Raw genomic sequence first — 16982 nt, forward strand, 5'->3', positions numbered from 1 at the left:
TTAGATTTATGAAAAATTTAAAATATTTCAGGTTGATACAACTGAATATGGTTGTTGGACTTATTGTATTGTTTTACGGCTGTGATTCATTTGTAGACGTGGATTTGCCATCATCACAATTGACTTCATCGAGCGTGTTTGATGAAAAGGCTACTGCGAATGCAGCGATGACTGATATTTACTCCAAGCTGAGAGATAGCGGCCTGATGACTGGGACAGAGTCTGGTATGAGCATTGCCTTAGGAATTTATACTGACGAACTTGATTACTATGGGACAAGCCTTGCCGATTTACAGTTTTTTTATAATAACAGCGTATTACCCGCGAATGATGCGGTTGCTGAGTGGTGGAGCAGCAGTTACAATGTAATCTATTCTGCCAATACCGTTTATGAAGGTGTAAACGCTTCAACCAAACTGTCACAGGCAGCTAAAGACCAGCTGATGGGTGAAGCTTTGTTTGTGCGCGGACTGGTGCATTTTAACCTGGTGAATTTGTTTGGAAATATACCCTATGTCACAACGACCAGCTATGAGCAAAATCAAGTAGCTCATAAGATGACGGTTGCTGATGTGTACAACCATGTTATTTCTGATTTAGAAGCAGCTAAAGTGCTTTTACCGGTAAATTATTTTGGCGGGCAACGCATTCGCCCGAACAAACTAGCAGTGTCAGCATTGTTGGCCAGAGTATATTTATACAATGGCAATAATGGGGAAGCCGCCAATGAAGCTTCGGCAGTAATCAATGAAAGCGGAATCTATTCGCTAGTCACTGATTTTGATACTGCATTCTTAAAAGGGAGCGAAAGTACTATCTGGCAATTTATTCCCAACAGTCCCGGAGGCAATACTGCGGAAGGAGCGAATTTAATTTTTAATGCCGGACCTCCATCATTTGCAGCACTTACCGACGAATTTGTAAACGCATTTGAGCCAGGCGACCTGCGCAAGACCCATTGGGTACGTGCTATAACCGATGGGTCTTCTGTGTGGTATCACTCCTATAAGTACAAAAGACAGGGTATGACAGGAACTACAGAGGAGTGTTCTATTGTAATGCGGTTACCTGAAATGTATCTTATCCGTGCGGAAGCCAGAGCCAAACAGGGGTTCCTTACGGGTGCTAAAGATGACCTTGATATCATCAGGAGTCTTGCCGGTTTGCCCGATACTACTGCGACCACTCAACAGGATTTACTTGCTGCAATCTTGAGGGAACGCCGCGTAGAGTTCTTTACTGAGGGAGGCCATCGCTTTTTTGACCTGAAGCGGGCATCAGAGCTTACCAATGTCCTTGGACCTGTAAAACCCGGGTGGAGTTCTAATGAAGCATTATTCCCATTACCTCAGAGTGAATTATTGCTTAATCCGAATATGCTGCCTCAAAATCCCGGGTACTAATGAGCTGTAAAAATATATTTCATTTTTTGTTTGTTTTAATTATGACCTGTCCTGTAACGGGACAGGTTAAAAAACAGCTGACCGAAGATGATTATAAACTTTGGAGCACGATGGAACTTAAGCAGCTGTCGGAAAAAGGAAGCTGGGTAAGTTATTCTCTGCAGTATGAAAACGGTAGTGATACGCTGTTTGTTAAAAATACGAAAACCTCAAAGACTTTAGCATTTGCGGGTGGTACTAATGGACAGTTTGCTACCGATGATTTCTTTGTGGTACGCATACCCAATGGAGATGTACTTTTAACCAATCTTAAAAACGGAATGGAACGACGCTATTCCAAAATCAGCAATTATGGCATTGCATTGAACGGAAAGCTTTTGATAATGCTAGAAAGCTGTGAAGACAGGACGGGAAATTTGAAGGTTGTTGACCTGGATGGAGCAGAGATAATTATTCTGCCTGAAGTTTCATTGTACTCGCTTAATCCTGAAAATACTCAGTTGATTTGTGATTCTGAAAGGAGGCTACACTTACTGGATCTTAAAAAAATACTATCAGTTAGTGTCGACAGTACTAAACGGTCATACATTAGTTTTACCTGGCAGGGCAATGGCTCATCTTTTGCCTGGATTGCCAATGATACTCTAGCCAGAGTTGGTCAGTATCAAATAAAAGAAAAGAAGCTCTACACATTCAATTGTCACAATTTTGACAATTTTCCGATAAAGAGTGAGAGCAATAGTATATCGTTTGGAGGTGTTACAATTTCTGATGATGGGAAAAGATTGTTTTTAAGTATCAAAATGGGAAATCCTGTGGTGGAGCCCAAGAGAGTTGAAGTTTGGAATACTACTGATAAAATGCTGTATGATCATAGAGCCGCTTTCCAAGATTGGAAAACCATATCGAAATTGGCCGTATGGTTTCCTGAAGAACAAAAGACAGGTATGATCACAAACCGTGAGTTTCCTTTTTATCTTTTGATTCCGGGACAGGAATATGCTCTTGTTTATAATCCACTTGAGAATGAGCCTCAGTTTGATAGTGATGCTCTTGTAAACTACTACCTTAAGAATATATCAAGCGGTCAACAGGAGTTACTTTTAGCGAATCATAGTTCTGACATGGATAAAATAGGTATTTCGAATACGGGTAAGTATATTGCTTACTTTAAAGAGAAACAGTGGTGGGTTTATGATGTAAGCTCGGGTGTTCACCATGACCTTACTTCGCGCACCGGAAAAAGATTTACAGAAGAAAAATACGACCGATCGGGAGAAGAAAAAGTTTCGGGTATTGCCGGATGGACCGATAACGACGATGAACTGATAGTCTATGATACTTATGATCTCTGGTTATTGAAACCGGATGGAAGCCGTGCACTCCGATTGACTACCGGACGAGAACAGCGAATTGTTTACAGGGTAGTTTCAAAAAGCCCTTATGGAGCAACAGGTTCAACAGCTAACGGAGTTTTACATGTAAATGACGGTTTTTTACTTCAGGCGGTCGGCCACGAAAAAAGTGGTTATTTTAGATGGTCTGCAAAGAATGGGCTACGAAAGATTGTGTTCGAAAATAACAGAATAGGATGGCTTAAATACACAGGTAATGGGGCTTACTGTTATATCCGAGAGCACTATCATCTTTCACCGCAACTTGTGTTTCAGTCAGGCAATAATAATAAACCGAAGGTATTGTACCAAAGTAATCCACAACAGAACAAATACAACTGGGGCTTTTCGAAATTGATAAATTATGAGAACTCAAAAGGTGAGCCTTTAAATGCGGCACTATTTTATCCGGCGGGATATGAAGCTGATAAAAGTTATCCAATGGTTGTACATATTTATGAAAGGCTGTCTGATTTATATAATCAGTATGTTAATCCGACATTATTCAATACTGATGGATTCAACATCAGTAATTTCACAACGCAAGGGTACTTTGTTTTGCTGCCTGATATTATATATGAACATGGAGAGACCGGAAGCTCAGCATTAGACTGTGTAGTAAGTGCAGTTGATGAGGTATTGGAGAATGAATCAGTCGACTCAAAACGATTGGGTCTTTTTGGTCATTCTTTTGGAGGTTATGAAACCAATTTTATTGTAACACGGACTAATAAATTTGCTGCAGCAATTTCGGGTGCTGGTATTTCCGATATTGTAAGCAGTTACCTCAGCGTTGGTCGGGGGAATAAAAAGGCAGATGGATGGCGGTACGAGTTTAACCAGTTTAGGATGGGAACGTCATTATTTGATGGTTATCAAAAATATATCAAAAATTCTCCGATTACTTTTACGGGACAGGTAACAACTCCGCTTTTACTTTGGTGCGGTAGGGGAGATACTTCGATACCCTATACACAAAGTTTGGAATTCCATTTAGCATTACGCAGATTACAAAAAACTAATATTTTCCTGCTTTATGAAAATGGCGGTCATGCTATAATGCAAAAAGAAGATCAGACTGATTTGACACATCGCACTCAGGAGTGGTTTGACTTTTATTTAGATGGGGGAATACAACCGAATTGGTTTACGCCAGACAGACTATAAAATAACAATGCAGCTCCACTATGGAACTGCATTGATTTTTAATATTAGTGATTTTTTCTAAGTTCCCGGGTACATGGTGAGTTTATGTCACCAGTTTTGCCCCAAACCTGAGTTGTACCAACGGTACACAGTGGACCAAAATCATCGGCGCATTTCACTGAGGCCTCACACTGAGTACCCATTGGGTCTAATTGAATATACCCCTGAATGTTGGTTGTGAATTTCGAGTCTTTGTCTGTTGTGAATGAACTTAATGCTCCAACCAACCCTAAGGCAAGTACTGCCATAGGAATGAATTTGTTTAATCTTTTCATGATTACTAAATTTAAATTAATGATCTACTCTGTTTACAGGTTTTCGATCTTACTCCTGACAACCGGCCGGCTATATTTTTACTTTTCTTAAATGGTTACTTATGTAATCTTTAAATAGATTTACTGCTTTTTTGAATATCGTTTTAAAACCAGTGGGCTCATCTTGTAGCTAACCAAGTGCGAACCTACAATTCCGTAAAAGTTATCGCCCTGCACTGCAAAATCGGTTAATCTTTCACCATCAATATTGTACACATAAAAACTAACAATATAAGTTCGGTTTTTATAGTCATATACATCAACAATACTTGCTTGTTTCCACATTATTTCAGATTCATACTTTCCCATCAATGCTGAGTTTACAAACAGCAAGCCTTTATATGCGTAGGCATTTTTATTAACAATGAGTGGTGGTGCAGAAAACTTTTTTTCGTTTCTATTCTTGATGAACGCTACTTTAATTTTCGCCTTAGTAGTTGTATCGATTGTATTTCCCCGATGTACTAACTTTAATTGCGAATCAATAACGATATATTGATTTCTATAATAGTATATGTATACCAACTGGTTAGTATAGGCATCATAATTGAGCACGCCATCGGTATCAAATCGACCATCAATCTGCTTCTGAAGCAAGGTTGGATTTTGCTTTACATGGGTTGAATTAAAAGTCGACGCGCCTAATACGCTTTCGAGATTTTTTTTATGGGTTCGAAAAACTGTAGATATTGAATCTGTAAATACCGGATTAGAAAAATAATATTTTATCCCAGGGATTTGTGAAGCATTCCACTTTCCGGTTTTACCTCTAAATATTGCCGGTACAATGCCGTCAGAGGCGTAAAAGTACTTTGAATATACCTGAATGTTTAGTGAGCGGAACGGCAGATTAATATTACTTAGCTTAATAGCCATTTCCTTTTTGAATTTCAAAGCTGTGTCTGTCTCCGTAAGTAGGAGTGGAGCAGTAACATTCCCCAAATAGATTTTCCCGTTTACAGCGCCGGAGAAATAGTAGGAATTGAAACCTAAATTAATATCATGTTCTTTAGAAAATTGTTCAGGAAGCCTCCTTACAAAATTATTTCGATGCTGAATGATGTCTTCAGAAGTGACAAATAATACTGCTACTATGGCAATACCGGATGTAAACAGAATAATTAAAAAGCCGTAAATATACTTTGTTTTAGAGTGCAGTATTATTGCTATAGCAGCGATTAATACAAATGCGATGTTGAATATCAAGTGTTGTGTCCAGCTCATTTTTTCCAGTATTCCACCGCAGGAGCAGGGCGTAAAGGAGCTGAAGTTTAAGATTATAACAATGTAAGCTGAAAACATGGTCATTAAGGCAAAACTTCCGTACAATCCTATCAGTCTTGATTTGTTGAACATCAGGAGCAGCACCAAGATGCATTCTGTGACAGGAACCGCTACGGATACGAAAGCAGCAAAGGCACTTAATAGGGGAGACTGACCGAGCTGGATTTGGAAGTTTTGAAAATCCAGCAACTTACTCACCGCTGCATAAGTAAACAACAGTATGTAAAGTAATGCTACCGTATAGACGAAATTGTTTTTGAGAGATGGATGTAGTTTCATTTCAGTTGTTTTTTGTACCGTAAAATTCTGAATCAGAAACTGTTAGTTGATGTTGAAACCGGAGTATCAGATGTTGTAAGTGAGGCAGTTAGTCTGTTTCCCTTTTGACATCACTGGGTGAGTAGCTGTATTTTTTCTTGAAGGCTTTGGAGAAGGTGGGGTAGTCGTTGAAACCGCTCATGAAGGCGATTTCCTTTAAGGGAAAGTCGGTTTTTTGAATGAGGTAGTGTCCTTTTTTTAAGCGTTCGTCGTTATAGTATTGGTAAAGACTGGTGTTGTAGTGCTGACGGAACCCCCGTTTGATTTTTAATTCGTTGGTGCCGAACAGGAGTGCCAATTGCCTGGTGGAAGGCATGGGTTCTTCGAGGTGTTCTTTGATGTATTCACAGATGTTTTGTATGATGGCGGCATCTGACTTGCGGGGTTTTATGGATTGTATGTTGTTGCCGTCTGCCAAGACATCCTGCAGGATGGTGGTTACTGAAGAGATTACCATGTGGGTGCTATAGTGGTGTTTGGCAACCGAACAGAAGCAGGGGAGTACCTTATTGTATTTGGTACGAAACAGTAATTGGGTTGCAGTTTCATAACTATCCTCCGCTTTAAGTTCGTCTTTTATTTGGTTCCAGCGTTCTTTTGAATTCTCATGTATGAGTTCGGAGAGGGTAAAGGTGATTACTTCCTCCGGAAGGTAGTTGAGTAACACAGGAACCGCGTTGCTGAAACTTTTGACGCAGTCCCGTTCATCCAGCTCTATGGTGAACTGCACCAGGTTTTGATAATGGTACACCGGGCTGACATGGCCCGATTGGTCAAATGCGTTTTGAAAGCCTGATGCAAATGCGTTCAGTTTGGCGATTAATGATTCTACAGTGTCCGTATGCTCTTGGGGTGCTAACCGAAACGACAGGTTGCCGGTTGCCAGTTCGAACAGCATTTGGTAGATGTTTTTTATTCGTGTATGGAAGTTTTGTTCCTGCATTACCGAGGGTACTGAATGGAACAAAACTATAGAAAGGAAATTCCCGAATCAAAAGGTAGGGTGTGTGATTCGGGAATTGAATAGCGGATTTGACTTTCCAAAAACTTTATTAGAGCTGGAATTGCAAAATTTACGGTCACAGGTATAAGATGCCGATAAAAACATACAAGTCGAAATCCTTTTTGAAATCGTTTCCATGATGATGGCCGCCCTTACGGGCGGTTTTTTTTATGGCCTTTAATGGGTTGTGTGTCAAGAAGGGTCTTCGACCCTTCGGCAAGCTCAGGACAGGCTTGCTCAGACTGACAATTGTAGGTTTCATTGTGAGTTGCTTAAATTATAGGTATTGTGTTTTAATACAAAATGCAGGGTCTTCGACAGGCTCAGACTGACAATTGTAGGTTTCATTGTAAATTCATAAAGTTAAGAGGTGTTGTTTTTATAGCATAAATGCAATCCACAACTCAACTGTCACCCTGAGCTGAGCTTGTTCTGAGCTGAGTTTATCCTAAGCCTGCCGAAGGGAAGAATCGAAGGGCTAATCAGGCTTGCTAGACGGACAAGTTTAGGTTTTATTGGAAGTGGTTTAAATTATGAGAGTTGTGTTTTAATACAAAATGCAAGGTCTTCGACAGGCTCAGACTGACAATAGTGGGTTTAATTGTAAATTCATAAAGTTAAGAGGTGTTGTTTTTATAGCATAAATGCAATCCACAACTCAACTGTCACCCTGAGCTGAGCTTGTTCTGAGTCTGTCGAAGAATTGAAGGGCTTTTTTTACCATCACCTTTAAGGAGGGCCTCTTTTATAATCAGCACTAAGTAGGGTCGAAGGGCTAAAAGATTAGAGAATAAAAAATAATAGTCAAAAAATATTGTATTTTTAAGTAAATAAATACAAATCAACGATTATGAAAACCTATTTTGTTTATATGTTACAATGCAATGACAGTACTTATTACACAGGCATTACAAACGATTTAGAAAGAAGAATAGGGGAGCACCAAACAGGAAAAAATAAAGACTGCTATACTTTTGACAAAAGACCTTTAGAACTAGTTTGGTTTGAAACGTTCAATGATGTACTGAATGCCATTGCTATAGAAAAACAACTAAAAGGCTGGTCAAGAAGAAAAAAAGAGGCTTTGATACAGCAGGATTGGGATAGATTGGTACTATACTCAAAAAATTACACTCAGTATGGTAAAGGGTCTTCGACAGGCTCAGACTGACAATTGTAGTTTTCATTGTGAGTGGTTTAAAGTAAGTGGTGTTGTGTTTTTAGTACGTAAATACAATCCGTAACGCCAATGTCACCCTGAGCCTGTCGAAGGGCTTTTTTTAACATCAGCTTTAAGGAGGGGCTTCGACAGGCTCAGGACAGGCTTGCTCAGACGAACAAGAGTAGGCTCCATTGGGAGTGGTGTACATTTGGAGCGGTACCGGATAAAGAAAATCCCCGAATCAAAAGGTATGGTGTGTGATTCGGGAATTGAACAGCTAATTAAAATTGTTGGATTGGGTGTACAAGCGGATGCTGCACTTTATTTTGCAACGAACTCTATTTCGCGGAAAACAAGAGGAATTAGTTGTAGGTACTTCTGAATTCCAACGGACTCAGATTGGTTTTGTTTTTAAAGAGTTTGCTAAAACTTTGAGAATGTTCAAATCCCAATTCATAGGCTATTTCACTGACGGTTAAGTCAGAAGTAGCTAACTTCACTTTGGCTTTTTCGATTAACTTTTCGTGAATGTGTTGCTGGGTAGTTTGGCCCGTCAGCGATTTCAATAAGCTGCTTAAATACATAGGAGACAAATGCATCAAAGAAGCAATGTGTTGCACTGTGGGGAGTCCCACCGTATTTTCATTATCAAAATAGTCATTTATAATTTTTTCTACTTGCTCTAAAACCTTGTGATTGGTCACTTTTCGGGTGATAAACTGTCTTTGGTAAAATCGATCAGAGTAATTCAGTAAGGTTTCCAGTTGGGAAATGATGATGCTTTGGCTGAATTTATCTAAGTTGGCATGGTACTCCTGTTCAATGTTTTTCACAATGGTGTTGAGTGTCGCCTCCTCTTTTTCGGAAAGGAACAAGGCTTCATTTACCGTATAATCAAAGAACTCATAATTTTTTATGTTTTTGGCTAAAGAAGTATTCCAAAAAAAATCAGGATGTATCATCATGACCCAACCGCTTTTAGGGGAGGCGACTTCTTCAATGGCTTCAATGGCAAATACCTGATTTGGCGCTATGAAAAACATCACGCCGTCCTCAAAATCATAGTGATTTTGACCGTACTTATACGTGGCCCGTATGCTGCGTTTTATTGAAATATGATAAAAATCGAAAACAAAATTTTTATGGTTTATTTCTTTAGAACATTCAAAACTCCCGTAGTCAAACAAACTGATTAACGGATGTTGGGGTGACGGAAGTCCTTTCATAGCATGAAACTCCGCTATGGTTTTCACTCGATGTACCGGTTGTGTGCTCATAGTTCAAAGTTACAATAAAATTAGACCATCATACCACCTGAAAGTTCAATTCTTTGTCCGTTGAGCCAGCCCGCCTCCGGAGTACACAAGAACGCAACGACACCACCTATATCCTCGGGTTCTCCCACACGTCCCAATGCGGTAATGCCGGCAATAGTATTTCTTTTGGTTTCATCGGTTTTATTGGCTCCGCCTCCAAAATCGGTTGCAATGGCACCCGGTGCAACAGTATTGGCTGTAATTTGTCGGCTTCCTAATTCCTTTGCCAAGCAACGGGTATAGGTTTCTATCGCGCCTTTTACAGCGGCATAGGCTGAGACATTAGGGAAGGAGACTCTTGTAAGTCCCGAGGAGATGTTAACGATTCTTCCTCCGTTGCGTAAAAGGGGGAGTAGTTTTTGAGTTAGAAAATACACCCCCTTGAAATGAATGTTTACCATCGCATCAAAGGCCTCTTCGGTAGTATCGGTCACAGAGCCGTAGACTCCGGTTCCGGCATTGTTAATCAGGAAATCAAAATTGGGGTTGCCTTCATGTTCCGTTAAATGCTGACTGATCTGATGTATAAAATGGTCAAAAGTAGTGAGCTTACTCACATCCAAAGGATAAGCCACCGCTTTTTGACCAAGGGAGATTATCTCGGCAATTACGTTGTCTGCCTCTTCTTTATTGCTGTGATACGTGAAGATAATGTTGTTCCCGTTTTTGGCTAAACTCAAAACCATCGCTCTGCCCAAACCACGGCTTCCGCCGGTTACTAATGCAATTTTACTTTTTGTTGACATAACTTTTAGTGTTTATTTATTAGGCAACAAAGTTCTGTAGGGAATCAGGAACGCCTGTAGTCAAATCAGGGGTTGTTGTAGTTAAATTTTAAGGTGTTATGACTGCTCTCACCTGTGTAGTGGTACACGGATATAAAAAAAAAATTAAAAAAATGTTAATTCTGAAACAATCGTTTCAAAATTAATTCTATCTTTGCATCAGAAATTTGATTACCATGGCACGCTGTGTTGAGTTTAATGAAACCGAGATTATAGAAAAAGCAACGAATGTCTTTTGGGAGAAAGGCTATCATGCTACCTCTATGCAGGATTTGGTGGATGCCATGCAGATTAACCGAAGCAGTTTATACAACAGCATAGGGGATAAGCACGCTTTATTCATCAAATGTGTCAGCTATTATGCTGATGCCGCCATCAAAGAAACCAAAGAAAAAGTAGCCAAGGAAACATCGGCTTTACAAGGGTTGATTAAAATCATCCGCGACAAAGCGGCTTGGGTGGTTGATTGTGAAAAAGGCTGTTTGGGAATCAAAACCATTTTTGAAATCGCCCCGGAGGATGTGGAAGTGAGAAAGTTGTTGAATAAAACCAACCAGATTTATTTGGAATTTTTATCAGAGCTAATTCAAGAAGCTATTGACAACAAAGAATTGGACGGAAGTGAAGATGCCGCTTTATTAGCCGAATACATTATGACAACATTTACAGGTTGGAAGCAATCCTTCATTTTGAAGAGAGATCCCATCATGATTAAAAAGATGTCGGAATACCTGATTAAAACCATTACCAAAGCATAATTTTTTTTGTATTATTCTGGAACGTTTGGTCCAGAATAATAGTATCAATAAAGTTTAATTTTTTTAAAATCAGCATTAATTCTGGAACGAATGTTTCAGAAACAAGAATGTTTTACCCCTAAATTTTTAACCAACAGCACTAATTCTGAAACGTTTATTCCAAAATAGTATGAAACTGACAAATAAAAAACACGAACCAAAAACAGTAGTAACCTTTAAAACAAAACGTATGCATAAAATAATTACTTTAAGCTTGATTGCCCTATTTATGATGAGTTGTGCTGACAAAAATGCGCAGCCTGCTGCCCCGGCTCCGGCTACCTTACCCGTGATGGAAATTACCAACAGCGCTTCAACTACCGAGACCCAATATCCGGTGGCCATACAAGGCAAAACGGATGTTGAAATCAGACCACAGGTAAGCGGTACCCTTGATAAAATATTTGTAGATGAAGGGGCCTATGTTACTGCCGGACAACCCCTTTTTAAAATCAACGACAACCCCTACCGCCAACAGTACAACAATGCTACGGCGAGTTTGAATGCTGCAGAAGCCGCAGCCATCAATGCGCAATTAGAGGTGGAAAAGCTTACGCCTTTGGTCCAAAACAAAGTGGTATCCGACTATCAGTTGAAAACCGCTAAAGCCAATTTGGCCATAGCCAAAGCCACGGTGGCACAATCCAAAGCTGTAGTAGCGACTGCCCAAATCAATTTGGGATATACTACTATCAAAGCCCCGGTTAGTGGCTACATTGGTCGCTTACCCAAAAAGCAGGGGAGTTTGATTAGTCCGGCCGACCCGGAATCGTTGACCACGCTATCGGATACGAAAGAGGTTTATGCCTATTTTTCATTGAGTGAAAATGATTTTATCCGTTTCAAATCCCAATACAAAGGCACGACCCTCAACGATAAATTAAAAGGGTTAGCACCGGTATCGCTGGTTCTTTCAGACGATACGGTTTATCCGCTAATGGGCCAAATAGACATGGTGGACGGACAGTTTGACAAAACGACCGGAGCCATTACCCTGAGAGCCAAATTTCCCAACAGTAATGGGTTGTTGCGCTCCGGTAATACCGGAAAAGTAACAATCAGTATGCAGCACGCCAATGCTATTGTGGTTCCACAGGATGCCACGATAGAAATTCAGGATAAAGTATATGTATTTGTGGTGGATAAGAAGAATGCGGTAACCAGACAACCGGTCGTAGTAGCCGGAAAAAGCGGCACCGATTACCTTATCAGCGAAGGCCTTGCCACCGGTGACCGAATTGTGTTAAAAGGTTTTGAAAACCTTCCGGATGGGGCAACCATTATTCCTGACCCAAGTCTCGTCTCAGGACGAGACGAACAGGCGAAGCAAAATGCTAAAAAAACAGTGGCCAAAATTTAATCAGACAACCTAACAAAACGACATTATGTTACAAAAATTTATTGACAGACCCGTGCTGTCAACAGTCATCGCTATTCTTATAGTCATCCTGGGAACTATAGGTTTGAAGACCTTACCGCTCCAACAATTTCCCGATATCGCCCCGCCGGCAGTTCAAGTGGTAGCCCTTTATCCGGGCGCCAATGCCGAAACTGTTTTACGTTCGGTAGCGCCTTCTTTGGAAGAAGCCATCAATGGGGTGGAGAATATGAGTTATATGAGTTCTACCGCAAGTAATGACGGTTCACTTGTCATAACCGTAAACTTTAAATTGGGGACCGACCCGGACAGGGCTGCGGTAAACGTACAAAACCGAGTGGCGCAGGCTACCAGCCAATTGCCCGCAGAGGTTGTTCAGGCAGGGATACAGACGACCAAGAAGCAAAACAGCCTTTTGATGGTAGTAGATTTATACACCGAGAATGAGAAACAATACGACCAAACCTTCCTGACCAATTATGCTCAGATTAATATTATTCCTGACCTGAAAAGAATCCCCGGAGTAGGGCAGGCTTTCATTTTCGGAGGCAACAAAGATTATTCGATGCGTGTTTGGCTGAATCCATCCAAAATGGCCAACTATAAGTTAAGCGCCCAAGAGGTATTGGCAGCCATACAGGATAAAAACCTTGAAGCGGCTCCGGGAAGATTTGGGGAAAGCAGTAAACAGGCTTTTGAATATGTAATCAAATACAAAGGAAAACTAAACAAGCCTTTGGAGTATGAAAACATCGTAATTCATTCGAATGCTGATGGTTCGGTACTGCGCTTAAAAGACGTGGCTCGTGTAGAATTCGGTTCCTATTCCTATGGCAGTAACACCCGTATCGACGGAAGGTCAGGATTGAATATCGGTATTTTCCAATTACCGGGGTCCAATTCCAGCGATGTGCAGATTGCCATCAAAGCCATGATGGAAAAAGCCTCTAAAGATTTCCCAAAAGATGTAAAGCACTTGATTTTATACAACACCAAAGATTCTCTGGATATGTCCATTGAACAGGTAGAACATACCCTGATAGAGGCCTTTATATTGGTCTTTTTGGTGGTGTTCCTGTTCCTTCAGGATTTCAGAGCCACGCTGATTCCGGCCATTGCGGTTCCGGTTTCTATTTTGGGAACTTTCTTTTTTATGCAAATCTTTGGTTTTTCGATTAACCTGCTGACCCTTTTTGCCCTAGTGTTGGCCATTGGTATTGTAGTGGATGATGCCATAGTCGTAGTGGAAGCCGTTCATGAGAAAATGCACAGTAAAAGGCTGACTGCCAAGGCGGCAACCACCGCTGCGATGAGTGAAATTACCGGTGCCATCATCTCAATTACCTTGGTGATGTCGGCCGTATTTTTGCCGGTAGGCTTTATGGAAGGCTCTACCGGGGTGTTCTACCGACAGTTTGCCTTTACCCTGGCTATTGCCATCGTGATTTCGGCGGTTAATGCGTTGACGTTGAGTCCGGCACTGGCGGCTTTATTCTTAAAAGATGTCCCTCACGACGATCACCATCACGGCGAAGTACAACCTAAAAGTTTTAAAGAGAAATTCTTTGTCGGATTTAACAGTGGCTTTACCAAACTAACCAATCAATATGTAAACAGCCTGCGTTTTTTAATCAAAAACAAATGGCTCAGTTTTGGTGGATTGGCGCTGGTCATCCTGGCCACGGGTTATATGGTCAAAACAACTCCTACCGGTTTTATCCCTTCAGAAGACCAAGGTTTTATTGCCATTTCGTTATCGATGCCGGCCGGATCTTCTTTGGAACGAACCAAAAATGTGATGAAAGAGGTAGAGGGGACCTTAGGGAACCTGCCGTCAAAAAAAGTACTGAATATCATTTCCGGGTTTAACATGCTGACCTCTTCCACCAGTTCCTCTGCCGGGGTGGCCTTCATCCTGCTCAAACCTGCCAAAGAGCGAGGGGAACAACAGGATATCAACGATATTATGAACGACGTGCGGGGTCGCTTGGCCGGTATCAAAGGAGGAAATTTCTTTGTGTTTACTTTTCCGACCGTTCCGGGTTTCAGCAATGTTGACGCTTTGGATATCGTTTTGAAAGATAAAACGGGCGGTCCAATCAGCAAATTCAGCGGGGTGAGTTCTGCCTTTATCGGGGAGTTGATGAAGCGACCTGAAATTGCTTTTGCCTTTACCAGCTTTAAGGCCGATTTTCCGCAACTGGAAATGGAAGTAGATGATGTGAAAGCGGAACAATTGGGGGTGAGTGTCAGAGACATTCTCCAAACGATGCAGACCTATTACGGTAGTGCTCAGGCTTCTGATTTCAACCGATTCGGTAAATACTACCGTGTTATGGTTCAGGCGGATGTAGCCTCAAGAACCGATATTCAGACGTTGAATAACATCTTTGTCAAAAACAGACGCGGCGAAATGGTTCCGATATCTTCCTTGGTAAAAATGGTTCCAATCAACGGTTCGGAAACGGCTTCGCGTTATAACCTGTTTAACTCTATCGGGGTGAATGCCATTGCCAAACCGGGTTTCAGTTCGGGGGCGGCCATCCAAGCGGTACAGGAAGTGGCTGAAACCAAATTACCCAAAGGCTATACGATTGAATTCTCCGGGCTGACCAATGAAGAAATCACCTCATCCGGACAATCGGCTATGATCTTCGGTTTGAGTTTGCTGTTTGTATTCTTTTTATTGGCGGCTCAGTATGAAAGCTACATACTTCCTATGGCGGTATTACTGTCGATACCAACAGGGATCTTCGGTGTCTTTGCAGCCATTGGTGTCACCGGTATAGAGAACAATATTTACGTTCAGGTGGCCCTTATCATGCTCATTGGGTTGCTGGCCAAAAATGCCATCCTGATAGTGGAGTATGCTGTCCAAAGAAGAATCGCCGGGAAATCTCTTTTGGCAGCAGCCATCGAAGCGGCTAAACTTCGTTTGCGTCCCATCATCATGACTTCGTTTGCCTTTGTGGTGGGGCTTACCCCAATGATGCGCGCTACCGGTCCATCCGCTTTAGGAAATCATTCGATTAGTATTGGCGCTGCGGGCGGTATGGTTTCAGGAGTGCTATTAGGACTCTTTATCATTCCGGTGCTTTTTATCGTATTCCAGCATTTACAGGAAAAAATTACCGGTAAACCTTTGGCCGTCATCAACAATGAAAAACAGACACACGAATAATTTACAGTAATCCAAAATAAAGAATCCTATGATACACTATATAACAAGAACTTCACTGCTGTGGCTGTTACTGATTGGTTTTACCGCCACCGCTCAGCAAAACCAAAAGCCCGAAGTACCCGATACTTTCAGAGGCAATACCGCTTCTGATACAACCAGCATAGCCGACATTCCATGGAAATCCTTTTTTGAGGAAGCCGATTTGATTAAGCTTATTGACAAGGCATTGATCAAAAACAATGATTTGCAAATCGCCGACAAGAATGTGGCCATTGCTCATTTACAGTTTACGCAATCCAAATGGGGGAGTGTTCCTCAGGTTAACGGTTTTGCCAATGCAACCTCTACTCGGTTGTCTGATAACAGTTTAAATGGTATCAGTACCAATCAATTTTTAGGAAAAAGCCATGTCGAGGATTATTCGGCGGGTTTCAATTTGTCTTGGGAAGCTGATATTTGGGGTAAAATCAGAAACCGTAAAAAAGCAGTTCAGGCCATTTATTTGCAAACTGCTGAAGCTAAAAAGGCACTTCAAACCACTATAGTGGCTACCGTTTCCAAAGGGTATTATGACCTGTTGATGCTCGATGCACAATTGGCCATTGCACGGAAAACACTGGAGCTGAACGATAGCACCCTTTTTGCCGTCAACCTACAATACCAATCGGGTCAGCTTACCTTATTGGCAAAAGAACAAACGGAAGCCCAACGCTTGGTAGCGGCTCAATTGGTTCCCGAGTTGGAGAAGAACATACTGCTGCAGGAAAATGCCCTGAGTGTCCTTTCGGGTACTTTTCCGGAGGCTAAGGAGCGAGCTGACAAGCTGGAAAATGTGGTGGTCAAAGACCATCCTGCTGCCGGAATTCCGTCACAACTGCTCAGTAAACGCCCCGATGTCAAAAGTGCCGAGTTGGCTTTACAAGCGGCCAATGCCAAAGTGGGCATTGCCAAAGCGAGTCTCTATCCTTCCTTATCCATTACTGCTGCGGGAGGTGTTAATTCCTTTGAATCGAGTAATTGGTTTACCCTACCGGCTTCTTTGTTTGGTTCGGTAGCCGGTGGATTGACTGCGCCGTTGTTGAATGGTAAAAGACTCAGAACCCAATATGAGGTAGCCCAATTAGAGCGGGAACAAGCGGTGCTCCACTTCCGTCAAACCGTATTGGTAGCTGTTGGTGAGGTATCTAATGCCTTAGCCAAAATTGAAAAACAAGAGCAACAATTCACTTTGGCAAACCAAAGAGTAGCCGCACTTAAACAAGCGGTAAACAATGCCAATATGCTGTTCAACAGTGGTATGGCGACTTATTTTGAAGTAAACAACGCACAAGGGAATTTATTACAAGCCGAATTGGAATTGGCTTTGATCAAAAAGGAACGCTTGGAAGCCAACGTTGAATTGTATCGGGCTTTAGGCGGAGGTTGGGAATAATTATAACAA

The 16982-nt window shown here is 41.5% G+C and carries 12 protein-coding genes; 7 read left to right on the forward strand and 5 right to left on the reverse strand.

Features of this window, described 5'->3' with window-relative positions:
- Nucleotides 1-8: 8 nt before the first annotated feature.
- The gene (locus ACSVH6_RS04765) at nt 9-1403 is read left to right on the forward strand and encodes a RagB/SusD family nutrient uptake outer membrane protein (RefSeq protein ID WP_438076094.1); all 1395 of its coding nucleotides are present in this window, start codon (nt 9-11) and stop codon (nt 1401-1403) included.
- Complete coding sequence (locus ACSVH6_RS04770; protein WP_438076096.1) at nt 1403-3964, forward strand: alpha/beta hydrolase family protein; 2562 nt, start codon at nt 1403-1405, stop codon at nt 3962-3964. Before ACSVH6_RS04765 ends, ACSVH6_RS04770 begins: the two co-directional genes overlap by 1 nt.
- Nucleotides 3965-4008: 44 nt before the next feature.
- Here ACSVH6_RS04770 and ACSVH6_RS04775 read toward each other — a convergent pair whose 3' ends face one another.
- From ACSVH6_RS04775 to ACSVH6_RS04785, 3 genes are all read right to left on the reverse strand, one after another.
- The gene (locus tag ACSVH6_RS04775) at nt 4009-4278 is read right to left on the reverse strand and encodes a hypothetical protein (protein WP_438076098.1); all 270 of its coding nucleotides are present in this window, start codon (nt 4276-4278) and stop codon (nt 4009-4011) included.
- Nucleotides 4279-4398: 120 nt separating this feature from the next.
- A complete protein-coding gene (locus ACSVH6_RS04780) occupies nt 4399-5880 on the reverse strand; it encodes a MauE/DoxX family redox-associated membrane protein (protein ID WP_438076100.1) in 1482 nt (493 codons plus the stop codon).
- Between the two features lie 88 nt (nt 5881-5968).
- Nucleotides 5969-6817: a helix-turn-helix domain-containing protein gene (locus tag ACSVH6_RS04785; RefSeq protein WP_438076102.1), complete on the reverse strand. Its 849-nt coding sequence runs from the start codon at nt 6815-6817 to the stop codon at nt 5969-5971.
- Nucleotides 6818-7772: 955 nt separating this feature from the next.
- Here ACSVH6_RS04785 and ACSVH6_RS04790 point away from each other — a divergent pair.
- The gene (locus ACSVH6_RS04790; RefSeq protein WP_438076104.1) at nt 7773-8093 is read left to right on the forward strand and encodes a GIY-YIG nuclease family protein; all 321 of its coding nucleotides are present in this window, start codon (nt 7773-7775) and stop codon (nt 8091-8093) included.
- Between the two features lie 353 nt (nt 8094-8446).
- On the opposite strand, the gene ACSVH6_RS04795 is transcribed toward ACSVH6_RS04790, so the two are convergent.
- Together ACSVH6_RS04795 and ACSVH6_RS04800 are read right to left on the reverse strand one after the other, a co-directional pair.
- A complete protein-coding gene (locus tag ACSVH6_RS04795; protein WP_438076105.1) occupies nt 8447-9361 on the reverse strand; it encodes a helix-turn-helix domain-containing protein in 915 nt (304 codons plus the stop codon).
- Nucleotides 9362-9381: 20 nt separating this feature from the next.
- Nucleotides 9382-10146 (reverse strand): SDR family NAD(P)-dependent oxidoreductase, encoded by a 765-nt coding sequence (locus ACSVH6_RS04800; protein ID WP_438076107.1) that lies wholly within the window; start codon nt 10144-10146, stop codon nt 9382-9384.
- A 215-nt stretch (nt 10147-10361) separates the two neighbouring features.
- On the opposite strand from ACSVH6_RS04800, the gene ACSVH6_RS04805 reads away from it, so the two are divergent.
- The 4 genes from ACSVH6_RS04805 to ACSVH6_RS04820 all read left to right on the forward strand — a co-directional run bounded on the left by ACSVH6_RS04805 (nt 10362) and on the right by ACSVH6_RS04820 (nt 16973).
- Nucleotides 10362-10943: a TetR/AcrR family transcriptional regulator gene (locus tag ACSVH6_RS04805; RefSeq protein WP_438076109.1), complete on the forward strand. Its 582-nt coding sequence runs from the start codon at nt 10362-10364 to the stop codon at nt 10941-10943.
- 229 nt (nt 10944-11172) lie between these two features.
- Nucleotides 11173-12342: an efflux RND transporter periplasmic adaptor subunit gene (locus tag ACSVH6_RS04810; RefSeq protein WP_438076111.1), complete on the forward strand. Its 1170-nt coding sequence runs from the start codon at nt 11173-11175 to the stop codon at nt 12340-12342.
- A 25-nt stretch (nt 12343-12367) separates the two neighbouring features.
- Nucleotides 12368-15541: an efflux RND transporter permease subunit gene (locus tag ACSVH6_RS04815; RefSeq protein ID WP_438076113.1), complete on the forward strand. Its 3174-nt coding sequence runs from the start codon at nt 12368-12370 to the stop codon at nt 15539-15541.
- A gap of 28 nt (nt 15542-15569) precedes the next feature.
- Complete coding sequence (locus tag ACSVH6_RS04820) at nt 15570-16973, forward strand: TolC family protein (RefSeq protein ID WP_438076115.1); 1404 nt, start codon at nt 15570-15572, stop codon at nt 16971-16973.
- The last annotated feature ends 9 nt before the right edge of the window (nt 16974-16982 follow it).

Source organism: Flavobacterium sp. XGLA_31, from assembly GCF_051547105.1.
Lineage (GTDB): Bacteria > Bacteroidota > Bacteroidia > Flavobacteriales > Flavobacteriaceae > Flavobacterium.